The following is a 19,317-nucleotide window of genomic DNA, read 5'->3' on the forward strand; positions in this document are numbered from 1 at the left end:
TGGCTGCCTATCGTGAAAAGGCAGCCGATGAGCTGCCTGTTAGGAGTGCACAGCGTGATGGACGACGTGTTCCGCGCCCTCGCGGACCCCAGCCGGCGCCGGCTGCTCGACGAGCTGAACGCGCGCAACGGCCAGACCCTGCGCGAGCTGTGCGCGGTGCTGGCGATGGCGCGGCAGTCGGTGAGCAAGCACCTCGCCGTACTGGAGGCCGCGAACCTGGTCAGCACCGTGCGGCGCGGCCGGGAGAAGTTGCACTACCTGAACGCCGAACCGATCAACGCGATCGCGGACCGCTGGATCACCCGGTACGACCGGCGGCGGGTCCACCTGTTCGCCGACCTCAAGACCGCATTGGAGCAGGAGAGCATGAGCGACAACGACTTCGTCTACACGACGTACATCCGGACCACGCCCGAGAAGCTCTGGCGGGCGCTGACCGAGCCCGAGTTCACCACCGAGTACTGGGGGCTGCACCACGAGACCGACTGGCAGCCCGGGTCGCCGATGGAGTGGAAGATGGGCGACGTGACGATGGCCGGCGCCGGCCAGAAGGTCGTCGAGCACGAGCCGTACCGGCGGCTCGCCTACACCTGGCACGTGGTGACGCCGGAGTTCGCGGCGGCCGCCGGGCTGTCGGCGGAGGACGAGGCGGCGACGAAGGACGAGCCGCTGTCGACGGTGACGTTCACGCTCGAGCCGGTCGACGACCAGGTGAAGCTGACCGTCGTCCACACCGGGTTCGAGCCCGGATCGCGGATCCGGGAGATGGTCGGCGAGGGCTGGGTGCGGCTGATCGCGGACCTGAAGTCGTTCGCCGAGACCAGCGTGGCGCTGCGGAGCTGACAATTCGCTGTGTGTTCAGCTGCTGGCTGTCGGTGTCGCTGAAGCTTTCCCGGGGTGCGGCGCCTGCTGCTCCCCGGTGAGGAAAGGACCACCAGCTGTGCTGCGTACACATTGGCGTGGAAAGGCGGCCTGCGCCGCTGCCGCTCTGTCGGTTCTCGCACTCGGGCTCTCCGGAGCGGCTCCGGCCGCCGCGGCCGAACCCGGTCCGGTCCGGATCAACGAGATCGAGTCCAACGGCGGGTCGCCGGGCGACTGGGTCGAGCTGGTCAACACCGGTACGACGGCCGCGGACGTCTCGGGCTGGGTCGTCAAGGACAACGACAACTCGCACTCGTACAAGGTGAAGTCGGGGACGTCGATCGCGCCCGGTGGGTACCTGGTGCTCGACGTCGAGTCGTCGTACGGGCTGGGCAGTGACGACGAGGTGCGGCTGTACAAGGGCTCGACGCTGATCGACTCGTACGAGTGGAGCGAGCACGCCAGTACGACGTACGGGCGGTGCGCGGACGGCGTCGGCGGGTTTGCGACGACGACTGCTTCGACTCGGGGCTCGGCGAACGCGTGCAGCGGTGGTGGTTCGTCGCAGGGCGCTTGGCCGGGTGGATCGTCGGTCACTGTTGCGGACGCGTCGAACGCATTCGGGGAGAACCTGAGCGGCCTGTCGTTCGAGTCGGCCGGTGTGCTGTGGGCGGCGAACAACGGACCGGGGAAGCTGTACCGGCTGGTGCCGAACGGGTCGACCTGGCGGGCGGATGTGACGAGGACGCTGCGGTACGCCAACGGGAGCGGCGACCCGGACGCCGAGGGTGTGGTGTTCACGCCCGAGGGGTTGTTCGTGGCGACCGAGCGCGACAACAGCAAGAGCGGCACGAGCCTGCCGAAGGTGCTGCGATTCGATCCGTCCGGGTCCTCGTCGAACGCGACGGCGGAGTGGAACCTGAAGCCGGACCTGCCGTCGGTCGAGGCGAACAGCGGCCCGGAGGGGATCTCGTGGATCCCCGACAGCTTCCTCACCGCCCACGGCTTCCGCGACGAGCGCACCGGCGCGCCGTACTCCCCTGGCTCCTATCCGGGTCACGGCTCCGGACTCTTCTTCGTCGGCCTCGAAGCCAACGGGACGATCTACGCGTACGCGCTGTCGCAGGGCGGCGCGGTCGCCCGCGTCGCGACCATCCCGAGCGGCTTCAGCGCGGCGATGGACCTGGAGTTCGAGGCTTCGACCGGTCGCCTGTGGGCCGCCTGCGACGACACCTGCGACGGTCGGACGTCGACGCTCGCGATCAACGCGGCCGGCAAGTTCACATCGACCGCCGTCTACGCCCGCCCGACCGGCATGGGCAACTTCAACAACGAGGGCTTCGCGATCGCCCCGACCTGCAGCGGCGGGCACAAGACGGCCGTGTGGTCCGACGACGCGAACGACGCCAACCACGCACTCCGCTCGGGCACGCTGAACTGCTAGTCCTCACCCTCTACGGACGCCTGTGGATCAGGAGCGGCAGTACGGCGGCCGCTCCTGCTTCGCGGAGTTTGGCTGCTGCGACGGTGATCGGCCACTGGGACGACGACGCGTCCACCACCAGCAGGACCGAGCGACCTGCGATCGCCTGCGTCGTGGTCCCGTCGATCTCGATCGCGTCGCGCCAGACCTTCGCCTCCTCGGCGGATGACAGGCCCTCGTCGAGGGCCGATGGGTGCAGGGTGAGCTCGGTGCGCTCCAGCCGCCCGATTTCGGCGAGGTGGTCGGCGATCGCGGTGGTGAGCGGGCGGTGGCCGGCGGCCGGGAGCGGGACGACGACCTCGGGGCGGCGGGACCAGGCGTCGCGCCAGCGGGACAGGGCGGCGACGCAGCCGGACTTCAGGGCCTCCACGTGGGCGGGGTCGGGGGCGTCGCTGAAGACCGAGCGCAGCACCTCGCGCCACTCCGGCGCGTCGGCGTACACGATCGTGCGGCCGGGATCGGCGAGCAGGGCCGGCGGGATCTTGCCCTTCGCGCCGAAGGCTCCGCCCGGCCACATCTTGCGCGGTTCGAGGACGTGGGTCTCGCCGCGCAGCTGGCGGGTGATCGTCTCGACCGTCGCCGGGTCGGGCGCCGCGGTCAGCGGGTCCGGGAGCAGGCCGAGGCAGACCGAGCAGCGGCCGCACGGCTCGGCGGTCGGGTCGTCCAGCGACTCCTGAAGCAGTTGCATCAGGCAACGTTCTCCGCGGGTGTAGGCGCGCATGATGTCGGCCTCGCGCCGTCGTACGGCGACGATACCGTCGTAGTGGGCAGCGTCGAAGGTCCACTCGGCGTCGGTCCGCACCCAGCCGCGCTCGACCCGCTCGACCGCGCCGTCGACCGCCAGCTGCTTCAGCATCAGCTCGACCCGGCCGCGGCGCAGCCCGGTCTCGGCCTCCAGCGACGGGACGGTCGCCGCCTGGTCAGGCCCGTACGCCGAGAGGCCGGCGAGCAGCCGGTTCACCTGCTCGGGCACGGGGATCGTCGCGGTCGCGAAGTAGTCCCACACGCCCGCGTCCGCGTCGGACGGGAGCAGCGCGACGACGGCGTGGTCGATGCCGCGGCCGGCGCGGCCGACCTGCTGGTAGTACGAGACCGGCGACGGCGGCGAGCCGACGTGGACGACGAAACCGAGGTCGGGTTTGTCGTAGCCCATGCCGAGCGCGGAGGTCGCGACGAGCGCTTTCAGGCGGTTCTCGCGCAGCGCGTCCTCCAGGAACTCGCGCTCGCCGGCTTCGAGACCGCCCGTGTACGCCGCCACCGGCACGGCTGCGCCGTGGACCTCCTGGATCGCCGCGGCCAGGCGCTGGGCGTCGGCGACGGTCAGCGTGTAGACGATGCCGGAACCAGGGAGCTTCGGGAGGTGGTCGACGACCCAGGCGAACCGGTCGAGCGGAGAGAGCGCGTCGACAACGGCGAGTTGAAGGCTCGAGCGCGCGAGCGGTCCGCGGAGGACGAGCGTGGAGGCGCCGAGCTGGTGCGCGACGTCCTCGGTGACGCGCGTGTTCGCGGTCGCTGTGGTGGCGAGGACGGGAGTCTCGGGGTTGAGCTTCTGCAGTACGTCGGAGACGCGCCGGTAGTCCGGGCGGAAGTCGTGCCCCCAGTCGGAGACCGCATGGGCTTCGTCGATCACCAGCAACCCGATCTGCCCCGCGAGCCCGTCGAGCACGCGCCGGCCGAACCCTGGGTTCGCCAGCCGCTCGGGTGAGACGAGCAGCACGTCGATCGCGCCGGACCGCAGATCGTTCTCGATATCCGACCAGGCGTCGAAGTTCGACGAGTTCAACGTCGCCGCCCGCAGCCCGGCCCGCGCCGCCGCGGCCACCTGGTCGCGCATCAACGACAGCAACGGCGAAACCACCAGCGTCGGTCCGGCTCCTTCGGACCGGCGGATCGCGGTCGCGGCCCAGTACACCGCCGACTTGCCCCAGCCGGTCGCCTGCACGACCAGCACCCGCGCGTTGGGCTCGCACAAGGCCGCGACCGCAGTCTCCTGGTCCTCCCGCAACCGAGCCGACTCCCCCGCGATGGCGGAGATCACCCCAGCAGCAGTCGCCGCACGAGCCTCGGACAGCTTCAACGCATCACCCATGACAAAGACCCTAGACGCCCCCACCCCCAACGCGTTGGCTCCATCGCCCAACCTGTGGAAAAGCGGGAGGGAGAGGAGCCGGCCGCCCCGGGCCTTCGCTTCGCTCGGCCACTCCGCTCCGGCGAACCCGCCTACGCAGTGGCTCCGCAGGTGTTGCCCTGGCACGCAGCACCCGGGTGACACGGGTTGCCCGCAGGATCAACCAAGCGCTGCGGCCCAGGCCCGTTCTTCGCCAGTACGTCGTACGGGTTGGCCAAACCGCAGCGGTCCAACGACAAGCAGCCGCAGCCCACGCAGTCCTTGAAGTCGTCTCTCAGTTGTTCGAGCTGGAGGATGCGGCGGTCGAGCTCCGCCTGCCAACACTCGGAGATGTGTTCCCAGTCCTGCCTGGTGGGGGTGCGGTTGTCGGGCAGGAGGGCGAGGATGGCGGCGACCTCGGCGAGTGGGATGCCGACGCGCTGGGCGATCCGGATCAGGGCGACGCGGCGCAGTGTGTCGCGTTTGTAGCGGCGCTGGTTGCCGGCGGTGCGGCGGCTGAGGATCAGGTTCTGGCGTTCGTAGAAGTGCAGCGCGGAGATCGCGACGCCGCTGCGGTCGGACAGCTGTCCGACGGTGAGCTCACCCGGTTCGATGTCCATGACCTGCTCCCTTCGACCAACCTCAACCAAAGTCGAGGCTAACCGATCAGGCAGGTACGACCAGACGGCGCCCGATGCTCGCGGACATCAGCGCAGCGGCAGCACACAGTCCACCCGCCAGGTACCACGCAAGGTTGTAGCTCCCCTGCACGTCGCGGATCGCGCCGGCCCCGGTAGCAGCGAGCGCAGCGCCCACCTGGTGCGACGCGAACACCCAGCCGAAGACGATCGGCCCGTCCACGCCGAACCACTCCCGGCACAGTGCGACGGTCGGCGGCACAGTAGCGACCCAGTCCAGCCCGTAGAAGATGATGAACACCCACACGCTCGGCTGCGCGGTCGGCCCGAGCAGCGACGGCAGCACCAGCAGCGACAGCCCGCGCAGCGAGTAGTACGCGATCAGCAGGTACCGCGGGTCCCACCGGTCGGTCAGCCAGCCGGAGACAATCGTCCCGCCGACGTCGAAGATCCCCACCAGCGCCAGCAGCGACGCGGCGGTGGTCACCGGCATCCCGTGGTCGTGCGCGGCGGTCACGAAGTGCGTACCGACCAGTCCGTTCGTCGACGCCCCGCAGATCGCGAACCCACCAGCGAGCAGCCAGAACGCCGGACGCTTTGAGGCGTCCCGCAGCGCAGTCAGCGCCCGCAGCGCACTGCTGCCGGTCGTGGTGACCCGCTGCCCCGCCAGGCTCCCCTCCGGGGCGCCGTACGCGCGCAGGCCGACGTCACTCGGGTAGTCCCGCAGGAAGAGCAGCACCAACGGCACCACTGCCAGCGCGGCACCAGCAGCGACCAGCGCCGGCACCCTCCACCCGTACGACGTAGCAAGCGCAGCAATCAGCGGCAGGAACACCAGCTGCCCAGTCGCACCGGCAGCGGTCAGAATCCCCGTGACCAGCCCGCGCCGCTCGACGAACCACCGCCCGGTGATCGTCGCCACGAACGTCATCGACATCGAGCCGGTCCCGACGCCGACCAGCAGCCCCCAGCACAGCAGGAGCTGCCACGACGAGTCCATGAAGATCGTCAGCCCGCTGCCGAGCGCGATCAGCACCAGCGCGCCGCTGACCACCTTGCGCAGCCCGAGCCGGTCCATCAGCGCCGCCGCGAACGGCGAGATCAGCCCGTAGAGCAGCAGGTTGATCGACACGGCGGTCGAGATCGTGGCGTGCGACCAGCCGAACTCGTCGTGCAGGGGGTCGAGCAGCACGCTGGGCACCGACCGGAAGCCGGCGGCGCCGATCAGCGTGACGAACCCGACGGCGGCGACCGGCCAGGCGCGGTGCAGCCGGTACGTCTTCTTCTCCAGGATCTCGGTCACCCCAGGAGTATGCGGATCGATCCGGAGCCAAACCAGTGGCCTGACCGCCACCATGTGTCAAGATGTGGCCATGACCCCGCACCGGATCGCCGTCCTGGCCCTCGACCCGGTGGTCGGCTTCGACCTGACCATCCCGCCGACGGTCTTCGGGAACGCGACCAGCACCGACGGCACGCACCTGTACGACGTCAAGGTCTGCGGCGTCCGCCCCGAACCCGTCCGCGCGTCGGCGGGCTTCACGATCGTCCCCGACTACGGCGCCGAGGTCCTCGCGGAGGCCGACACCGTCATCATCCCCGGCACCTACCTCCCCGAGCCGCGCAGCCTCGGCACGCTCCCCGACGACGTCGCCGAGGCGCTCGCGCTGATCCGCCCGGGCACTCGGATCGCCTCGATCTGCACCGGCGCGTTCGTGCTTGCCGCGGCCGGCATCCTCGACGGCCGGCCCGCGACGACGCACTGGATCCGCGCCGACCTGTTCCGCGCGCTCTACCCACAGGTGAAGCTCGACGAGGACCTGCTATTCATCGACGACGGCGACGTGATCACCTCGGCCGGGCTGGCCGCCGGCGTCGACCTGTGCCTGCACCTGGTCCGCAGCGACTTCGGCAGCGAGGTGGCGAACCGCGCCGCCCGGCACTGCGTCGTACCGCCGTGGCGGGACGGTGGCCAGTCGCAGTTCATCGAGCGCGCGATCCCGGACGAGGGCACTGACGGCACCGGCCCGACCAGGGCATGGGCGCTGGAGCGGCTCGACCAGGAGCTCAGCCTGGCGTGCCTGGCGTCGTACGCGCGGATGAGCGTGCGCACGTTCAGCCGGCGCTTCAAGGCCGAGACCGGCCAGTCCCCCGGCACCTGGCTGCTGCAGCAGCGGATCCGGCACGCCTGCCACCTGCTGGAGACGACAGACCTGCCGGTCGACCGGATCGCTGAAGCAGCAGGGCTCGGTACGGCGGCCTCACTGCGGCACCACCTGCGCAACAGCCTCGGCGTCTCGCCGCTGGCGTACCGGAAGACGTTCAGGTCGGCTTAGACGATCACCAGCTCGTGCGGCTGGTTGTTGACCGACTCCACGCCGTCGCTGGTCACGACGACGATGTCCTCGATCCGCGCACCCCAGCGGCCCGCCTGGTAGATCCCCGGCTCGACGCTGAACGCCATGCCCGGCTCCAGCACCAACTGGTTGCCGGCAACGATGTAGGGCTCCTCATGTACGTCCAGCCCGATCCCGTGCCCGGTCCGGTGGATGAAGTAGTCGCCGAAACCGGCAGCAGCGATCACCGACCGAGCAGCAGCGTCGATCGACTCAGCCGTGACACCAGGCCGCACAGCGTCGACAGCTGCCTGCTGCGCTTCCTGCAGTACGCCGTACGTCGCGCGCACATCCGCATCCCGCGGCTCACCGACGGCATACGTGCGGGTGGAGTCGGAGTTGAAGCCCGACGGCAGCGGCCCGCCGATGTCGACAACCACCACGTCACCGGACTCGATCACCCGGTCCGACACGTCGTGGTGCGGACTGGCGCCGTTCGGCCCGCTGCCGACGATCACGAACTCGGCCGTCACGTGCCCCTCCTCGACGATCGCCGCGGCGATGTCCGCACCGACCTCCGCCTCGGTCCGCCCGGCCCGGAGGAACTCCGGGACCCGCGCGTGCACCCGGTCGATCGCCGCCCCGGCGGCGCGCAGCTCGGCGATCTCCGCTGCATCCTTGCGCATCCGCAGCTCCCGCACGATCGGCCCGGCCAGCACCTGCTCGGCCGCAGGCATCGCCTGCCGCAGCGCCAGCACGTGCAGCGCGATGGCGAAGTCGCTGACCGCCACCTGCTCCGGCTTGCCCAGCCGCTCGCCCACCAGCGCGTACGGGTCGTCGCCATCGACCCAGGTCAGTACGTCCACGCCCAGCTCGGCCAGCGGCACGTCGGCGTACCCAGGTGCTTCCAGCTTCGGTACGACGAGCGCAGGTGCGCCCGCTGCCGGGATGACCAGCGCGGTGAGCCGCTCGAACGAGCCGCCGCCCTGGCCGATCAGGTAGCGCAGGTCGGAGCCGGGCGCGACGACCAGACCGGTCCCCGCAGCGACCTCCTGTGCTCGCTGGAGCCTCCTCCTGAGCACAGCGGGCTCCGGAGCTACTTGATGCAACTGTCGACGACTCATGCAGCCGACCCTATGTCCCTGGAAGCTACCTGCAAGTAATATCGGTCGCATGGACAAACGACCGCCGGGATGGCCGCTGCTCGTCGCGCTGATCAACGGCCGGAGCGGGATCCCGGACGCCCGGCTCGCCGACGCGGTCCGGGACAAGGTCGTGCTGATCACCGGTTCGTCGTACGGGATCGGCGAGGCGACCGCTCGACGGCTGGCCGCGGCCGGGGCGATCGTGCTGCTGGTCGCGCGGACCGCGGAGCAGCTCGACGTGGTCGCCGGGGAGATCCGGGCCGCGGGCGGGCGCGCTGATGCGTACCCGACGAATCTGGCTGATCCGGCGTCGGTGGAGCAGCTGGTGGCCGACGTACTGCGCGACCACGGGCGCGTCGACGTACTGGTGAGCAACGCGGGCAAGTCGATCCGGCGGTCGATCGCGGACTCCTACCAGCGCTTCCACGACATCGAGCGGACGAACTCGGTGAACTACCTCGGGCCGGCCAAGCTGGTGCTCGAGCTGCTGCCGTCGATGCGCGAGCGCGGCGCGGGGCACATCGTGAACGTGTCGACGGCGGGCGTCCGTACGCCGCCGATGGCGCGCTGGTCGGCGTACCTGGCGTCGAAGAGCGCGTTCGACGTGTGGCTGCGCTGCATCTCGCAGGAGCTGCGGCAGGACGGGGTGACGACGTCGACGGTGTACATGGGGCTGGTGCACACGCGGATGAGCGAACCGACGCCGCTGCTGAACAGCCTGCCGGGGTTGTCGCCGTCGCAGGCCGCTGATCAAGTTTGTCGGGCCGTGGCGGAGAAGCCGCACAACATCACGCCGCCGCTGGTAAGACCGGCTGATGCGCTGGGCAACCTTCTGCGGGTGCCGACGGATCGGTTGTTCGAGCAGTACTTCAAGAGGGGCAGCGAGCGGAAGCGGGCGGGATGAGCAGGCGCGAGGCGGGGCGACGCCGGGCGAGAGCGCGGGCCGGGCGAGGAGTGGGCGGCGATTCGTTGGGCGGTTGCGCAGGGGGTGCGCTGTGAACACGAAGGCGACACGGCAGGGGCGACGAGCCGGGGCCATGCGATGAGGCCGCCGGTGCGGCCGATCGGGCCGATGCGGGCGCCGGAGTGGTTGGTGCGCGGTGTGGCTGAGGTCGGTGGCGTTTCTGTCGCGTTGGCTCGGTCCGGGATCTGGCGGTCGGCGGGACCGTTGCAGGTGCCGGGGATCGAGCGGGCGTTGCGGCGGTGGGGGCAGTCGATGGCGGCGCTCGGCGCGATCGCCGCGATCCGGTTCCCGGACCGGGCCGGGGTGATCGACGAGCGCGGATCGTTGACGTACCGCGAGCTGGACGAGTGGGTGGCGGCGATCGCCGCGGGGCTGCACGCCGAGCACGGGATCGTTGCCGGGAGCAAGGTCGCGGTGCTCTGCCGGAACCACCGGTACTTCCTCGCCGCGACACTCGCCGCGTCGCGACTCGGCGCGGACGTGCTGTTCGTGAACACGGAGTTCGCTCCCCCGCAGCTGGCCGCCGTACTGGAGAAGCACCGGCCCGATCTGCTGGTGCACGACGAGGAGTTCACCGGGCTGCCAGGAATCCTTGGTTGGAGCACCGAAGGCAGCGATCTCGACCATCTGTCCTCCAACAGCACTCCACCGTTCCCTGATCATCCCGGCCACATCACCATCCTCACCTCCGGCACCACCGGTACGCCGAAAGCCGCACCCCGCGCCCCCACCGCCCTCGGACTCGCCGGCCTCACCGCCTCCGCGCTCCAGCGCTTTGGACTCCGCGCCGGCGAGCCGATGCTGATCTGCCCGCCGCTGTTCCACGGACTCGGCCTGCTCAACTCGATGCTCGCCCTCTTCCTCGGCTCCCCGCTCGTCCTCGCCCGCCGCTTCGACCCCGCCGCCGTACTCGCGTCGATCGACGCGACCCGCGCCGGCGCGGTCGTCGCCGTACCGGTGATGCTCCAACGCCTCCTCGACCTCGGCCCGACCGAGCTCGCCCGGTACGACGTCAGCTCGCTGCGCGCCGTCGTCTCCGGCGCCTCCGCGCTCCCGCCCTCGCTGGCCGACCGCTTCATCACCACGTTCGGCCCGGTCCTCTGCGACGCGTACGGGTCGAGCGAGATCGGCATCGCGACCATCGCGTCGTCCGCCGACCTCGTCGCCGCCCCCGGCACCGTCGGCCGCCCGTGCCTCGGCTCCTCGGTCCGCATCCTCGACCCGGACGACCGCCCGCGGAAGGCTGGCGAGACCGGCCGGATCTTCGCCGGCGGCGGCCTGGTCTTCGGCGGCTACTCCGACGGCAGCACCAAGACCGTCGTCGACGGCCGGATGAGCACCGGCGACCTCGGGCACCTGGACGCCCGCGGGAGGCTGTTCGTCGACGGCCGCGAGGACGACATGATCGTCTCCGGCGGCGAAAACGTGTACCCGGGCGAGGTCGAAGACTGCCTGCTGACGCATCCGGCGGTGCGGGATGCGGCGGTGATCGGTGTGCCGGACGAGGAGTTCGGCCAGCGGTTGGTTGCGTACGTCGTACTCGATGACTCGGACGCCGGCGCGGACGAACTGATCGAGCATGTGCGAGCGAACCTGGCGCGCTACAAGGCGCCGCGGGAGGTGATCGTCGTGCAGGACCTGCCGCGCACGGCGACCGGAAAGGTGCTGAAGCGGGAGCTACCCGAAACCTGACTGGCTCCCGCCTCTGGCGCGGACTTGCACCACTCACTAACCACCCCGACACGCCGCGCCACCGGCACGCCGGCCGGCGTGTCGGCGAGTTGGTGAGTGCTGGGGATCCGCTCGCCATTCGCTCCGCTCTCCGCAACCCCGACCCGGTCCTGGGCGTCCAGCCGGCACAGCGAGACCACCGGCTGACGACGCCCACCACTGATCAACCTCGCGACACGCCGCGCGCAACGGGGTTGGGCTCGGCGTGTCGTGGGCTTGGACAGTGTTGGGCGTCGCACCCACTGATTGAGCAGCGCTTCGAGAGCCAGGCTCACGCTGCTGCCACGGCGGTTGCTGCCCGACGGCGTTGCGCAACGGCGGTTGCCCGGAAGTGACCGCCGACGGTGACTGCAGGGCGATGATTGCGCGGCGCCGGTTGCCCGACGGTAATTGCCGGGGCGGTGCGTGCGCGGCAGCGCTTGCGCGAGGGTGGAGGCACGCGAGCGGGAGGCAGACGGCGTCCGGGTCCGCAGCCGCAGCTGCCAGGCGGGCGGCGACTCTGGATGTGAGGCTCGACGGCGGTTGCTTCGCGGTGACCGGGCTGCGCTCTGCCGGTCGGCCTGCAGACCGTGAAGAGCGCGTACGGCCTGCAGTACGCGCAGAACATCGCCTCCGCGCTGCTGGCCGCATTCAGTGCGCGCCAGACCTTCTCCGGCGGGTGCGCCAGCCGGCGCTCCATCCGCAGCACGGTCCATCGGACGCCGGCCACCGACCGGTGGATCGCCGGGATCAGCTGCACTGTGCAGCGGCGAAGGTCCGCGAGTGCGAGGCGGATGGCGTGGGAGTCCGCGCCCGCGGCTCGAGTGCCAGGCGGGCGGCGACTCCGAACGTGAGGCTCGGTGGCGGACCCCAAGTTGAGCAGGAGTGGGCTCGTGGGGCTTCGGGTGGTGGTTATCGGTTGGGAAGCGACCGGGGGGCCGGGCCCGTGTACGTCGGGTTGATGCCCTTCGGGAGCGGGCCCTTGATGCGGGTCGGTTCCTGCTGCTGCTCCCAGGCGTGGGCGAGCAGGCCGACCGAGCGTGAGAGGACGAACAGGCCGCGCGCCAGCTCGGGGGCGAAGCCGAGCTCGGCGTAGATCGCCGCGGTGGCGCCGTCGACGTTCATTGGGACCGGTTTGGTGCCTTCGGCAAGCACCTTCTCGAGGGCGACGGCCAGCCGCAGGTACTCACCTCCGACGGTTCCGGCATCCGCAGCTTGTTGGAGCGCGATGATGAGCGGGTCGCGGCGCGGGTCGCGCGGGTGCCAGCGGTGACCGAAGCCGGGGACGAAGGCTTTGCGTTGCTTGTACTCGGCAACCAATGCACGTGCTGCATCCTCCGGCGGTTCGCCTGATGCGTGGAGGCGCTGCAAGACTTCGAGGCACTGCTGCCCCGCGCCGCCGTGTACGTCGCCGAGCAGGTTGACGCCGGTCGCCATCGCGTTGTTCAGGTCGAGCCCGCAGGACGCCGCCATCCGGGCCGCGGCGATCGACGGCGCCTGCGGGCCGTGGTCGACAGCGGCCACGAGGGTGAGTTCGAGCAGCGCGGCCTCGGCCGGGGACGGCAACTCGCCGCGAGTCATCAGCCAGACCATCTGCGGGTAGCTGACCGCACCGATCAGCTTCTCGACGGCGTACCCGCGGAGGCGGATCACGCCGGGCTGGATGTCGGTGATCGCGGTCGACCACCAGTCGGCAACGTCGCTCATACGACTCCCTCGGCTCGCAGGTCGGCGATCTCGTCGGCGCTGTAGCCGACGCCGGCGAGGATCTCGTCGACATGCTCACCGAGGACAGGCGGCGGACCCGTCGGCCCGACCGGCCGTCCGTCGACGTGAACACTGCTCCCGAGCACACGCAGGGAGCGTGCCGCGCCCCCGGAGCCGCCCCCGTCGTTCGCGCGGAGAGAGCGCTCACCGGTGTTCTCGGAGGATCTTGGCATCGGCACCTCGTGCAAGAGAGCGCGCTCCGAGACCTGGGCGAGGGCGAGGGCCTGCGGCACTGTCAGCACCGGAGCGACCGGTACGCCGCTGGTCGCCAGGAGCTCGTCCCACTCGACGGCCGAGCGCTCGCTGAGGGTCTTCTCCAGCTCGCGCGTCAGCTCGGTCCGGTGCTGCTTGCGGGCCTCGCGGGTGGCGAAGCGGTCGTCGGTGATCAGCTCGGGGCGACCGAGTGCGGTGCACAGTTCGACGTACTGTTCCTGCTTGTTCGCCGCGATGTTCAGTGCGCCGTCGGCGGTCGCGAAAGTACCCGATGGTGCTGAGGTGACGTTTTCGTTGCCCATAGCCCGTGGTTCACGGCCGGCGACCAGGTGGTCGGAGACCACCCAGCCCATCGCGGCGACGGCGGTCTCCAGCATCGAGACGTCGAGGTAGCTGCCGGTGCCGGTCCGTGCGCGCTTCACCAGTGCGGCCGAGATCGCGAACGCGGCGGCGTACCCGCCGAGCGTGTCCGCGATCGGGAACCCGGTCCGCGTGGGCGCGCTCTCCGGCGTACCGGTGACGCTCATCATCCCGGACAGGCCCTGGATGATCTGGTCGTACGCCGGACGCCCGCGCATCGGCCCGGTCTGGCCGAAGCCCGAGACCGCGCAGTACACGAGGCCTTCGTTGAGTGTGTGCAGCACGTCCCAGCCGAAGCCGAGGCGCTCGAGGACGCCCGGGCGGAAGTTCTCCAGCAGTACGTCGGCGTCGCGGACCAGCCGTTCGAAGACCTCGCGGCCGGCCGGTGCTTTGAGGTCGAGCGTGAGAGAGCGCTTCCCGCTGTTCTGAGCGAGGAAGGAGACGCCGAGACCGCGCGCGCTCAGCTCGGGGTCGCCGCCGAGATTGCGGGCGAGATCGCCGGTGCCGGGGACCTCGATCTTCACCACGTCGGCGCCCATCAGGCCGAGTTGGTAGCCGGCGAACGGGCCGGCGAGGACGTTGGTCAGGTCGAGCACTCGTACGCCGGCGAGCAGGTCGGCCGAGGGGGTGATCGCCGGAGCGCGCTCTCCCTGGGTCTCAGGAGGCACTGAAACCGCTCCAGCCCGTTGCGCTGATCGTGCGTGCGCAGCGCCGTACGGCCTGGACGTACGCCGGGAGGCGCTCTTCGTTGAAGCGGGTCGTGGGGCCGCCGATGCCGACGGCCGCGACCACGCGGCCGTCGGAGCGGAGTACGGGGGCGGAGACGCCGGAGGCGCCGAGTTCGCGTTCTCCGTGGGTGATCGCGAAGCCGCGCTCGCCGGTTGCGGCGGCGATCGCGCGGAGTTTCTTGGGGAAGTCGCTGCCGTACGGCGACTCGCCTGCGACGTCGTCGATCACCGATGGGTCGGCGGCGAGCACCGGTGGGTCGCTGAGCAGCACCTTCGATGCGGCGCCGCCCCAGAGCGGGAGCGCTGAGCCGACGGCGATCGAGTGCCGCACGCTCAGCGTGCCCTGGGCCTGGGCGAGGCAGACGCGCGTCCGCCCGACCCGGATGTACAGGTTGGCCGTCTCCCCTGTGTCGGCGGCCAGCTTGCCCATCGCGGACCGGACGGCCGGCGGGATCTCCATGCTCGCGCTGCTCAACCGCGACCAGCGCAGGAAGCCCGGGCCGATCGCGTACCGGCCGGGTCCGATCGCGGCCACCAGGCCGCGCTGCTCCAGCGTCGTGACCAGCCGCAGAACTGTTGTCTTGGGCAACTTGCTGGCGGCGGTCAGCTCGGCCAGCGTCCAGGTCGGGTGCTCGTCGTCGAACCGCTCGAGCAGATCCAGCGCCCGGTGCACACTCCGTACGCCGGCCAGCTCCCGCTCGCCGCCAACCTCAGCCGACGCGGCACCGCTCCGCACCCCGGGAACTCCCGCAGCATCCGCGCCGGTTCGCGCTCCGGCGTCTCCCGCCGACTCCACACCGCTCCGCGGCCCCGTGCCGCCCGCAGCGCCGCCCGTGTCCGCTCGTCCCCCAGCAGCTTCGCCGCTGTCCGTCATGCTGCCCCTCTCGCCGGGTTCTCCTCTCGAAGATAACCCGCCGGTCCGCAGAACGGAATCTCTGTACCTCCTGGTGGAATGCTGCTACGGTCGCCGGAGATCCAGGGCATCGCCGCGCCCTCCGCGTGCCTGAAGGAGGTACCCCATGTCGCGTCCTGTCACCCGTAGGTCCTTTCTCGCCGGCGGGTTGTCGCTCAGCGTGCTGGCGACCACCGGCTGCGCCGCCCTCGAAGGCGGCAGCGTGGCCGGCGACTTCCCGTCCCGCAACGTCGAGATCATGGTCCCGGCCGCCCCGGGCGGCGGGTGGGACCTCACCGCGCGCCAGTTCCAGCACGTCGTACAGGAGGACGACTTCCTGCCCGGCCGCTCGACCTCGGTGGTGAACGTGACCGGTGCCGGCGGCGCCGTCGGGATCTCCAAGCTGGTCACCAAGAACCGCAAGGACCCGCACACGCTGATGATCACCGGCCTGGTGATGGTCGGCGCGCTGACCCTGAACCAGTCGAAGATCACCATCTCCGACACCACGCCGATCGCCACCATCACCGCCGAGCAGGAGGTGTTCGTGGTGAAGGCCGACTCGCCGCTGAAGACGCTGAAGGATCTGGTCGGCCAGTACGAGAAAGACCCCGCGTCGGTCAGCTGGGGCGGCGGCACGATCGGCGGTACCGACCACATCGCGGCCGGCGTACTGGTGAAGACCGCGGGCGGCGACCCGTCGAAGGTGAAGTACATCAGTTACTCCGGTGGTGGTGAGGCGACCGCCGCGATCCTGTCCGGCGACGTCACGGTCGGGATCTCCGGGCTGAGCGAGTTCGAGGAGCAGATCACCGCCGGGAAGATGCGCGTGCTCGCGACCACCGGCACCGACCCGATGACGGTCGACGGCCAGCAGCTCCCGACGCTCAAGTCCGAGGGGTACGACACCGAGGTGCTCAACTGGCGCGCGATCGTCGCGCCGCCGGACATCCCCGAGGCCGACCGGCAACGGCTGATCGAGTTCGTCACCAAGGTGAACAGCTCGCCGGAGTGGGACGAGATCCGCAAGAAGCAGGGCTGGACCGACTTCTTCCAGACCGGCGACGAGGCGAAGAAGTTCATCGCCGACGAGACGACGCGCGTCGAGGGACTCCTGAAAGAGCTGGGGATCGTATGAGCAACGAGCAGACGACAGTCCGTACGGCGGACGTCGAGGTCGAAGCGTCGCGGCTGGTGCGGATCATCGCCGCGGTGGTGCTGGTCGTGCTGAGTGCGACCTTCCTGGTGGGTGTGTTCGACATCCGCAGCCCGAAGGGCCTCGATCCGGCCGGGCCGCGGTTCTTCCCGCTGCTCGTCACCTCCGCCTGGTTGCTGCTGAGCATCGCCGACCTGATCGAAGGTCTGCGCTCACCTCGTACCGCGAAGTCCGCCGACCGCAGCTGGTTCGAGCCCGTCGCCGTCTCCGCGTTGCTCGTGCTCTACGCGTTCCTCGTCGTACCGCTCGGCTACATGCTCGCGACCGCGCTGCTCTTCTTCGCCGCGGCTCGCGTGCTCGGCAGCCGGCAGCTCGTGCGTGACATCGTCGTGGCCGTCGTACTGGCGGTCGTCGTGTACGTCGCGTTCACGCAGTTCCTCGACATCTCGCTGCCGGAAGGGGTGCTGGGGCTGTGATCGCGATGGCCGTCTTCGGCGACCTGATGCACGGGTTCGGGACCGTGCTCGACCCGATGAACCTGCTCTGGGCCGTGCTCGGCGTGACGCTCGGCATGCTCGTCGGCATCCTGCCCGGGATCGGGCCGGCGCTGACGATCGCGCTGCTGCTGCCGATCACGTTCAACTTCTCCGACCCGATCGGCGCCTTCATCATGTTCGCCGGGATCTACTACGGCGCGATGTACGGCGGCTCGACGACGTCGATCCTGATCAACACCCCCGGCGAGTCGGCGTCGGTCGCGACCGCGATCGAGGGCCACAAGATGGCGCTCAAGGGCCGCGCCCGAGCCGCACTCGCGACCGCCGCGATCGGGTCCTTCGTGGCCGGCACGATCTCGACCGTGCTGCTGACGTTCGTCGCGAAACCGATCGGCAGCCTGGCCAGCAAGTTCCAGGCGACCGACTACTTCGCGATCACGCTGCTCGCCATGGTCGCGGTCACCGCGCTGGTCGGGCACTCGCTGGTTCGCGGGCTGCTGTCGCTGACCGTCGGGTTGTTCATCGGGCTGATCGGGCTCGACAGTCTGTCCGGCGCGCAGCGGTACACGTTCGGCACACTGCGGCTGCTCGACGGTGTGGACGTGGTGATCGTGATCGTCGGGTTGTTCGCGATCGGCGAGACGTTGCACGTGGCATCGAAGCTGCGCAGTACGCCGGACCGCCCGGCCGTGCTCGAGAAGGGCCGGCTGCGGACCGGGTACCTGAACAAGGCCGACTGGAAGCGCTCGTGGGCGCCGTGGCTGCGTGGTACGGCGCTGGGCTTCCCGTTCGGCGCGATCCCGTCGGGCGGCGCCGAGGTGCCGACCTTCCTGTCGTACACGATCGAACGCCGGCGGGCGAAGAAGGCCGGGCGCAAGCACCCCGACGAGTTCGGCGACGGCGCGATCGAGGGCGTCGCCGGACCCGAGGCGGCCAACAACGCGTCGTTCTCCGGCGTACTGGTGCCGCTGCTGACGCTCGGGCTGCCGACGTCGGCGACCGCCGCGGTGATGCTGGCGGCGTTCCAGATCTTCAACGTGCAGCCCGGGCCGCAGCTGTTCGAGGACCAGGGCACGCTGGTCTGGACGCTGATCGCGTCCCTGTACGTCGGCAACCTGATCCTGCTGATCATGAACCTGCCGCTGATCCAGATCTGGGTCCAGGTGCTCAAGGTCCCGCGGCCGCTGCTGTACGCCGGGATCCTGGTCTTCGCGTGTCTCGGTGTGTACTCGCTGTCCGGCTCCGGGTACGAGGTGCTGATGGCGCTGCTGATCGGGGTCGCCGGGTTCTTCATGCGCAAGCTCGACTTCCCGATCGCGCCGGTGATCCTGGGCGTGATCCTCGGGCCGACGATGGAGGAGCAGTTCCGGCGCGCGCTGGTGATCTCCAACGGCGACGGGAGCGTGTTCTTCACCCGGCCGCTCAGCCTGGTCATCATCGTGCTGACCGTGCTCGCGCTGTTCGTCCCGTACCTGCCGCGGCTGGTCGCGCGGGTTCGGGGCACCCAGCCGGCGCGCGACCGGCTGACCTTCGGCGAGGACGACTGATCCGGTACCGAACGACAGGACGTGTCCGCCCTCGCCCGCGGCGTTCGAGCGTGCGGGACGATCCGGGTGGTGGGCGGGGAGGGACACCTCCTGTCGTTCGGTACCGGACGAGGGGTTGAGGTGCGGGAACCGGTGAGACCGACTGATGGGAGAGTGACCTCGTGAAGATCCTCGTCGGCTACGTGCCCACCCCCGAAGGCGAGGCCGCCCTGACCGCGGCCGCCGCCGAAGCCGAGCTGCGCGGCGCCGGCGTGCTGCTGCTGAACACCAGCCGCGGCGACGCCTACATCGACAACCGCTACGCCAACGCCGAGGAGCTCGCTGCCGCGGAGACCAAGCTCCGGGAGGCCGGCGTCGAGGTCACCATCCAGCAGGCTGTCGGCACGGGTGACGTCGCTGCCGAGCTCCTCAAGGCGGCCGCCGCTGAGGATGTCTCGCTGATCGTCCTGGGTCTGCGCCGGCGGTCGCCGGTCGGCAAGCTGATCCTCGGGAGCACTGCTCAGCGGGTGCTGCTGGAGTCGCCGGTGCCGGTTCTGGCGGTGAAGGTCACCTCTCCCCGCGACTAATCGGGGTGAGTGATTGGGGCCGGGCACCTAAACTGGTCGGTGCCATGCCTGATGCCCGGACCGAGTCCTCCAGTCCCACCCCAGCCACCGGTCCCGTCCAGGACCCCGCCCGTACGGCGAACAGCCGTCGGCGGCCTCGTCGTCGCGGCGGGAGGTCGGGCGGCCGCAGCACCCCGCCGGAGCCGGGCTCGGAGGCGGGGGCCGGTACTTGGAACGAGGAGGGCGCGGACGCCCCCGGCGGAGACGCCCGCGGAGGAGGTGCTCGCGATGCGGACGCTCGCGGCGGAGACCCCCGCGGCGCAGCTCCGCGCGGCGCGGACTCCCGCGGCGGGAACGCGGGTGGAAGC

The 19,317-nt window shown here is 70.5% G+C and carries 16 protein-coding genes; 9 read left to right on the forward strand and 7 right to left on the reverse strand.

The genetic code is table 11. The features are described from left to right. Positions 1-57: 57 nt before the first annotated feature. Together AB0M01_RS38505 and AB0M01_RS38510 are read left to right on the forward strand one after the other, a co-directional pair. Positions 58-843, forward strand: coding sequence for a metalloregulator ArsR/SmtB family transcription factor (locus AB0M01_RS38505; protein ID WP_363677700.1), 786 nt, complete (start codon positions 58-60; stop codon positions 841-843). Between the two features lie 97 nt (positions 844-940). Further along, entirely contained in the window at positions 941-2,305 is a 1,365-nt protein-coding gene (locus tag AB0M01_RS38510) for a lamin tail domain-containing protein (RefSeq protein ID WP_363677676.1), read from the forward strand. 10 nt (positions 2,306-2,315) lie between these two features. On the opposite strand, the gene AB0M01_RS38515 is transcribed toward AB0M01_RS38510, so the two are convergent. The 3 genes from AB0M01_RS38515 to AB0M01_RS38525 form a co-directional block, all read right to left on the reverse strand. Beyond that, the gene (locus AB0M01_RS38515) at positions 2,316-4,433 is read right to left on the reverse strand and encodes a DEAD/DEAH box helicase (RefSeq protein ID WP_363677678.1); all 2,118 of its coding nucleotides are present in this window, start codon (positions 4,431-4,433) and stop codon (positions 2,316-2,318) included. Positions 4,434-4,564: 131 nt separating this feature from the next. Beyond that, positions 4,565-5,071 carry a redox-sensitive transcriptional activator SoxR gene (gene soxR / locus AB0M01_RS38520; RefSeq protein ID WP_363677679.1) on the reverse strand — a complete coding sequence of 169 codons (507 nt, stop codon included), beginning with the start codon at positions 5,069-5,071 and terminating at the stop codon, positions 4,565-4,567. Between the two features lie 46 nt (positions 5,072-5,117). Beyond that, on the reverse strand, positions 5,118-6,392 hold the full coding sequence (locus AB0M01_RS38525; protein ID WP_363677680.1) for an MFS transporter: 1,275 nt from the start codon (positions 6,390-6,392) through the stop codon (positions 5,118-5,120). Between the two features lie 70 nt (positions 6,393-6,462). Here AB0M01_RS38525 and AB0M01_RS38530 point away from each other — a divergent pair, with 70 nt between their 5' ends. After that, entirely contained in the window at positions 6,463-7,425 is a 963-nt protein-coding gene (locus AB0M01_RS38530) for a helix-turn-helix domain-containing protein (protein WP_363677681.1), read from the forward strand. Here AB0M01_RS38530 and AB0M01_RS38535 read toward each other — a convergent pair. After that, the gene (locus AB0M01_RS38535; RefSeq protein WP_363677683.1) at positions 7,422-8,549 is read right to left on the reverse strand and encodes a Xaa-Pro peptidase family protein; all 1,128 of its coding nucleotides are present in this window, start codon (positions 8,547-8,549) and stop codon (positions 7,422-7,424) included. The genes AB0M01_RS38530 and AB0M01_RS38535 overlap by 4 nt on opposite strands. 49 nt (positions 8,550-8,598) lie before the next feature. On the opposite strand from AB0M01_RS38535, the gene AB0M01_RS38540 reads away from it, so the two are divergent. Together AB0M01_RS38540 and AB0M01_RS38545 are read left to right on the forward strand one after the other, a co-directional pair. Continuing rightward, positions 8,599-9,474 carry an SDR family NAD(P)-dependent oxidoreductase gene (locus AB0M01_RS38540; RefSeq protein ID WP_363677684.1) on the forward strand — a complete coding sequence of 292 codons (876 nt, stop codon included), beginning with the start codon at positions 8,599-8,601 and terminating at the stop codon, positions 9,472-9,474. Between the two features lie 150 nt (positions 9,475-9,624). Next, complete coding sequence (locus tag AB0M01_RS38545; RefSeq protein ID WP_363677686.1) at positions 9,625-11,226, forward strand: AMP-binding protein; 1,602 nt, start codon at positions 9,625-9,627, stop codon at positions 11,224-11,226. A 930-nt stretch (positions 11,227-12,156) separates the two neighbouring features. Here AB0M01_RS38545 and AB0M01_RS38550 read toward each other — a convergent pair. The 3 genes from AB0M01_RS38550 to AB0M01_RS38560 are packed head-to-tail and all read right to left on the reverse strand — an operon-like array spanning position 12,157 to position 15,048. Then, on the reverse strand, positions 12,157-12,951 hold the full coding sequence (locus AB0M01_RS38550; protein ID WP_363677687.1) for a citryl-CoA lyase: 795 nt from the start codon (positions 12,949-12,951) through the stop codon (positions 12,157-12,159). Next, positions 12,948-14,252: a CaiB/BaiF CoA-transferase family protein gene (locus tag AB0M01_RS38555; RefSeq protein ID WP_363677689.1), complete on the reverse strand. Its 1,305-nt coding sequence runs from the start codon at positions 14,250-14,252 to the stop codon at positions 12,948-12,950. Before AB0M01_RS38555 ends, AB0M01_RS38550 begins: the two co-directional genes overlap by 4 nt. Continuing rightward, positions 14,242-15,048 (reverse strand): IclR family transcriptional regulator, encoded by an 807-nt coding sequence (locus AB0M01_RS38560; RefSeq protein WP_363677690.1) that lies wholly within the window; start codon positions 15,046-15,048, stop codon positions 14,242-14,244. Before AB0M01_RS38560 ends, AB0M01_RS38555 begins: the two co-directional genes overlap by 11 nt. 283 nt (positions 15,049-15,331) lie before the next feature. On the opposite strand from AB0M01_RS38560, the gene AB0M01_RS38565 reads away from it, so the two are divergent. From AB0M01_RS38565 to AB0M01_RS38580, 4 genes are all read left to right on the forward strand, one after another. After that, entirely contained in the window at positions 15,332-16,342 is a 1,011-nt protein-coding gene (locus AB0M01_RS38565; protein WP_363677693.1) for a tripartite tricarboxylate transporter substrate-binding protein, read from the forward strand. After that, positions 16,339-16,836 (forward strand): tripartite tricarboxylate transporter TctB family protein, encoded by a 498-nt coding sequence (locus tag AB0M01_RS38570; RefSeq protein WP_363677694.1) that lies wholly within the window; start codon positions 16,339-16,341, stop codon positions 16,834-16,836. The genes AB0M01_RS38565 and AB0M01_RS38570 overlap by 4 nt, the downstream gene beginning before the upstream one ends. Positions 16,837-16,841: 5 nt before the next feature. After that, the gene (locus tag AB0M01_RS38575; protein ID WP_363677702.1) at positions 16,842-18,404 is read left to right on the forward strand and encodes a tripartite tricarboxylate transporter permease; all 1,563 of its coding nucleotides are present in this window, start codon (positions 16,842-16,844) and stop codon (positions 18,402-18,404) included. Between the two features lie 161 nt (positions 18,405-18,565). Continuing rightward, the gene (locus AB0M01_RS38580; RefSeq protein WP_363677695.1) at positions 18,566-18,970 is read left to right on the forward strand and encodes a universal stress protein; all 405 of its coding nucleotides are present in this window, start codon (positions 18,566-18,568) and stop codon (positions 18,968-18,970) included. Positions 18,971-19,317: the final 347 nt, after the last annotated feature.

The organism is Kribbella sp. NPDC051770 (assembly GCF_040681455.1).
In the GTDB taxonomy this organism is placed as follows: domain Bacteria; phylum Actinomycetota; class Actinomycetes; order Propionibacteriales; family Kribbellaceae; genus Kribbella.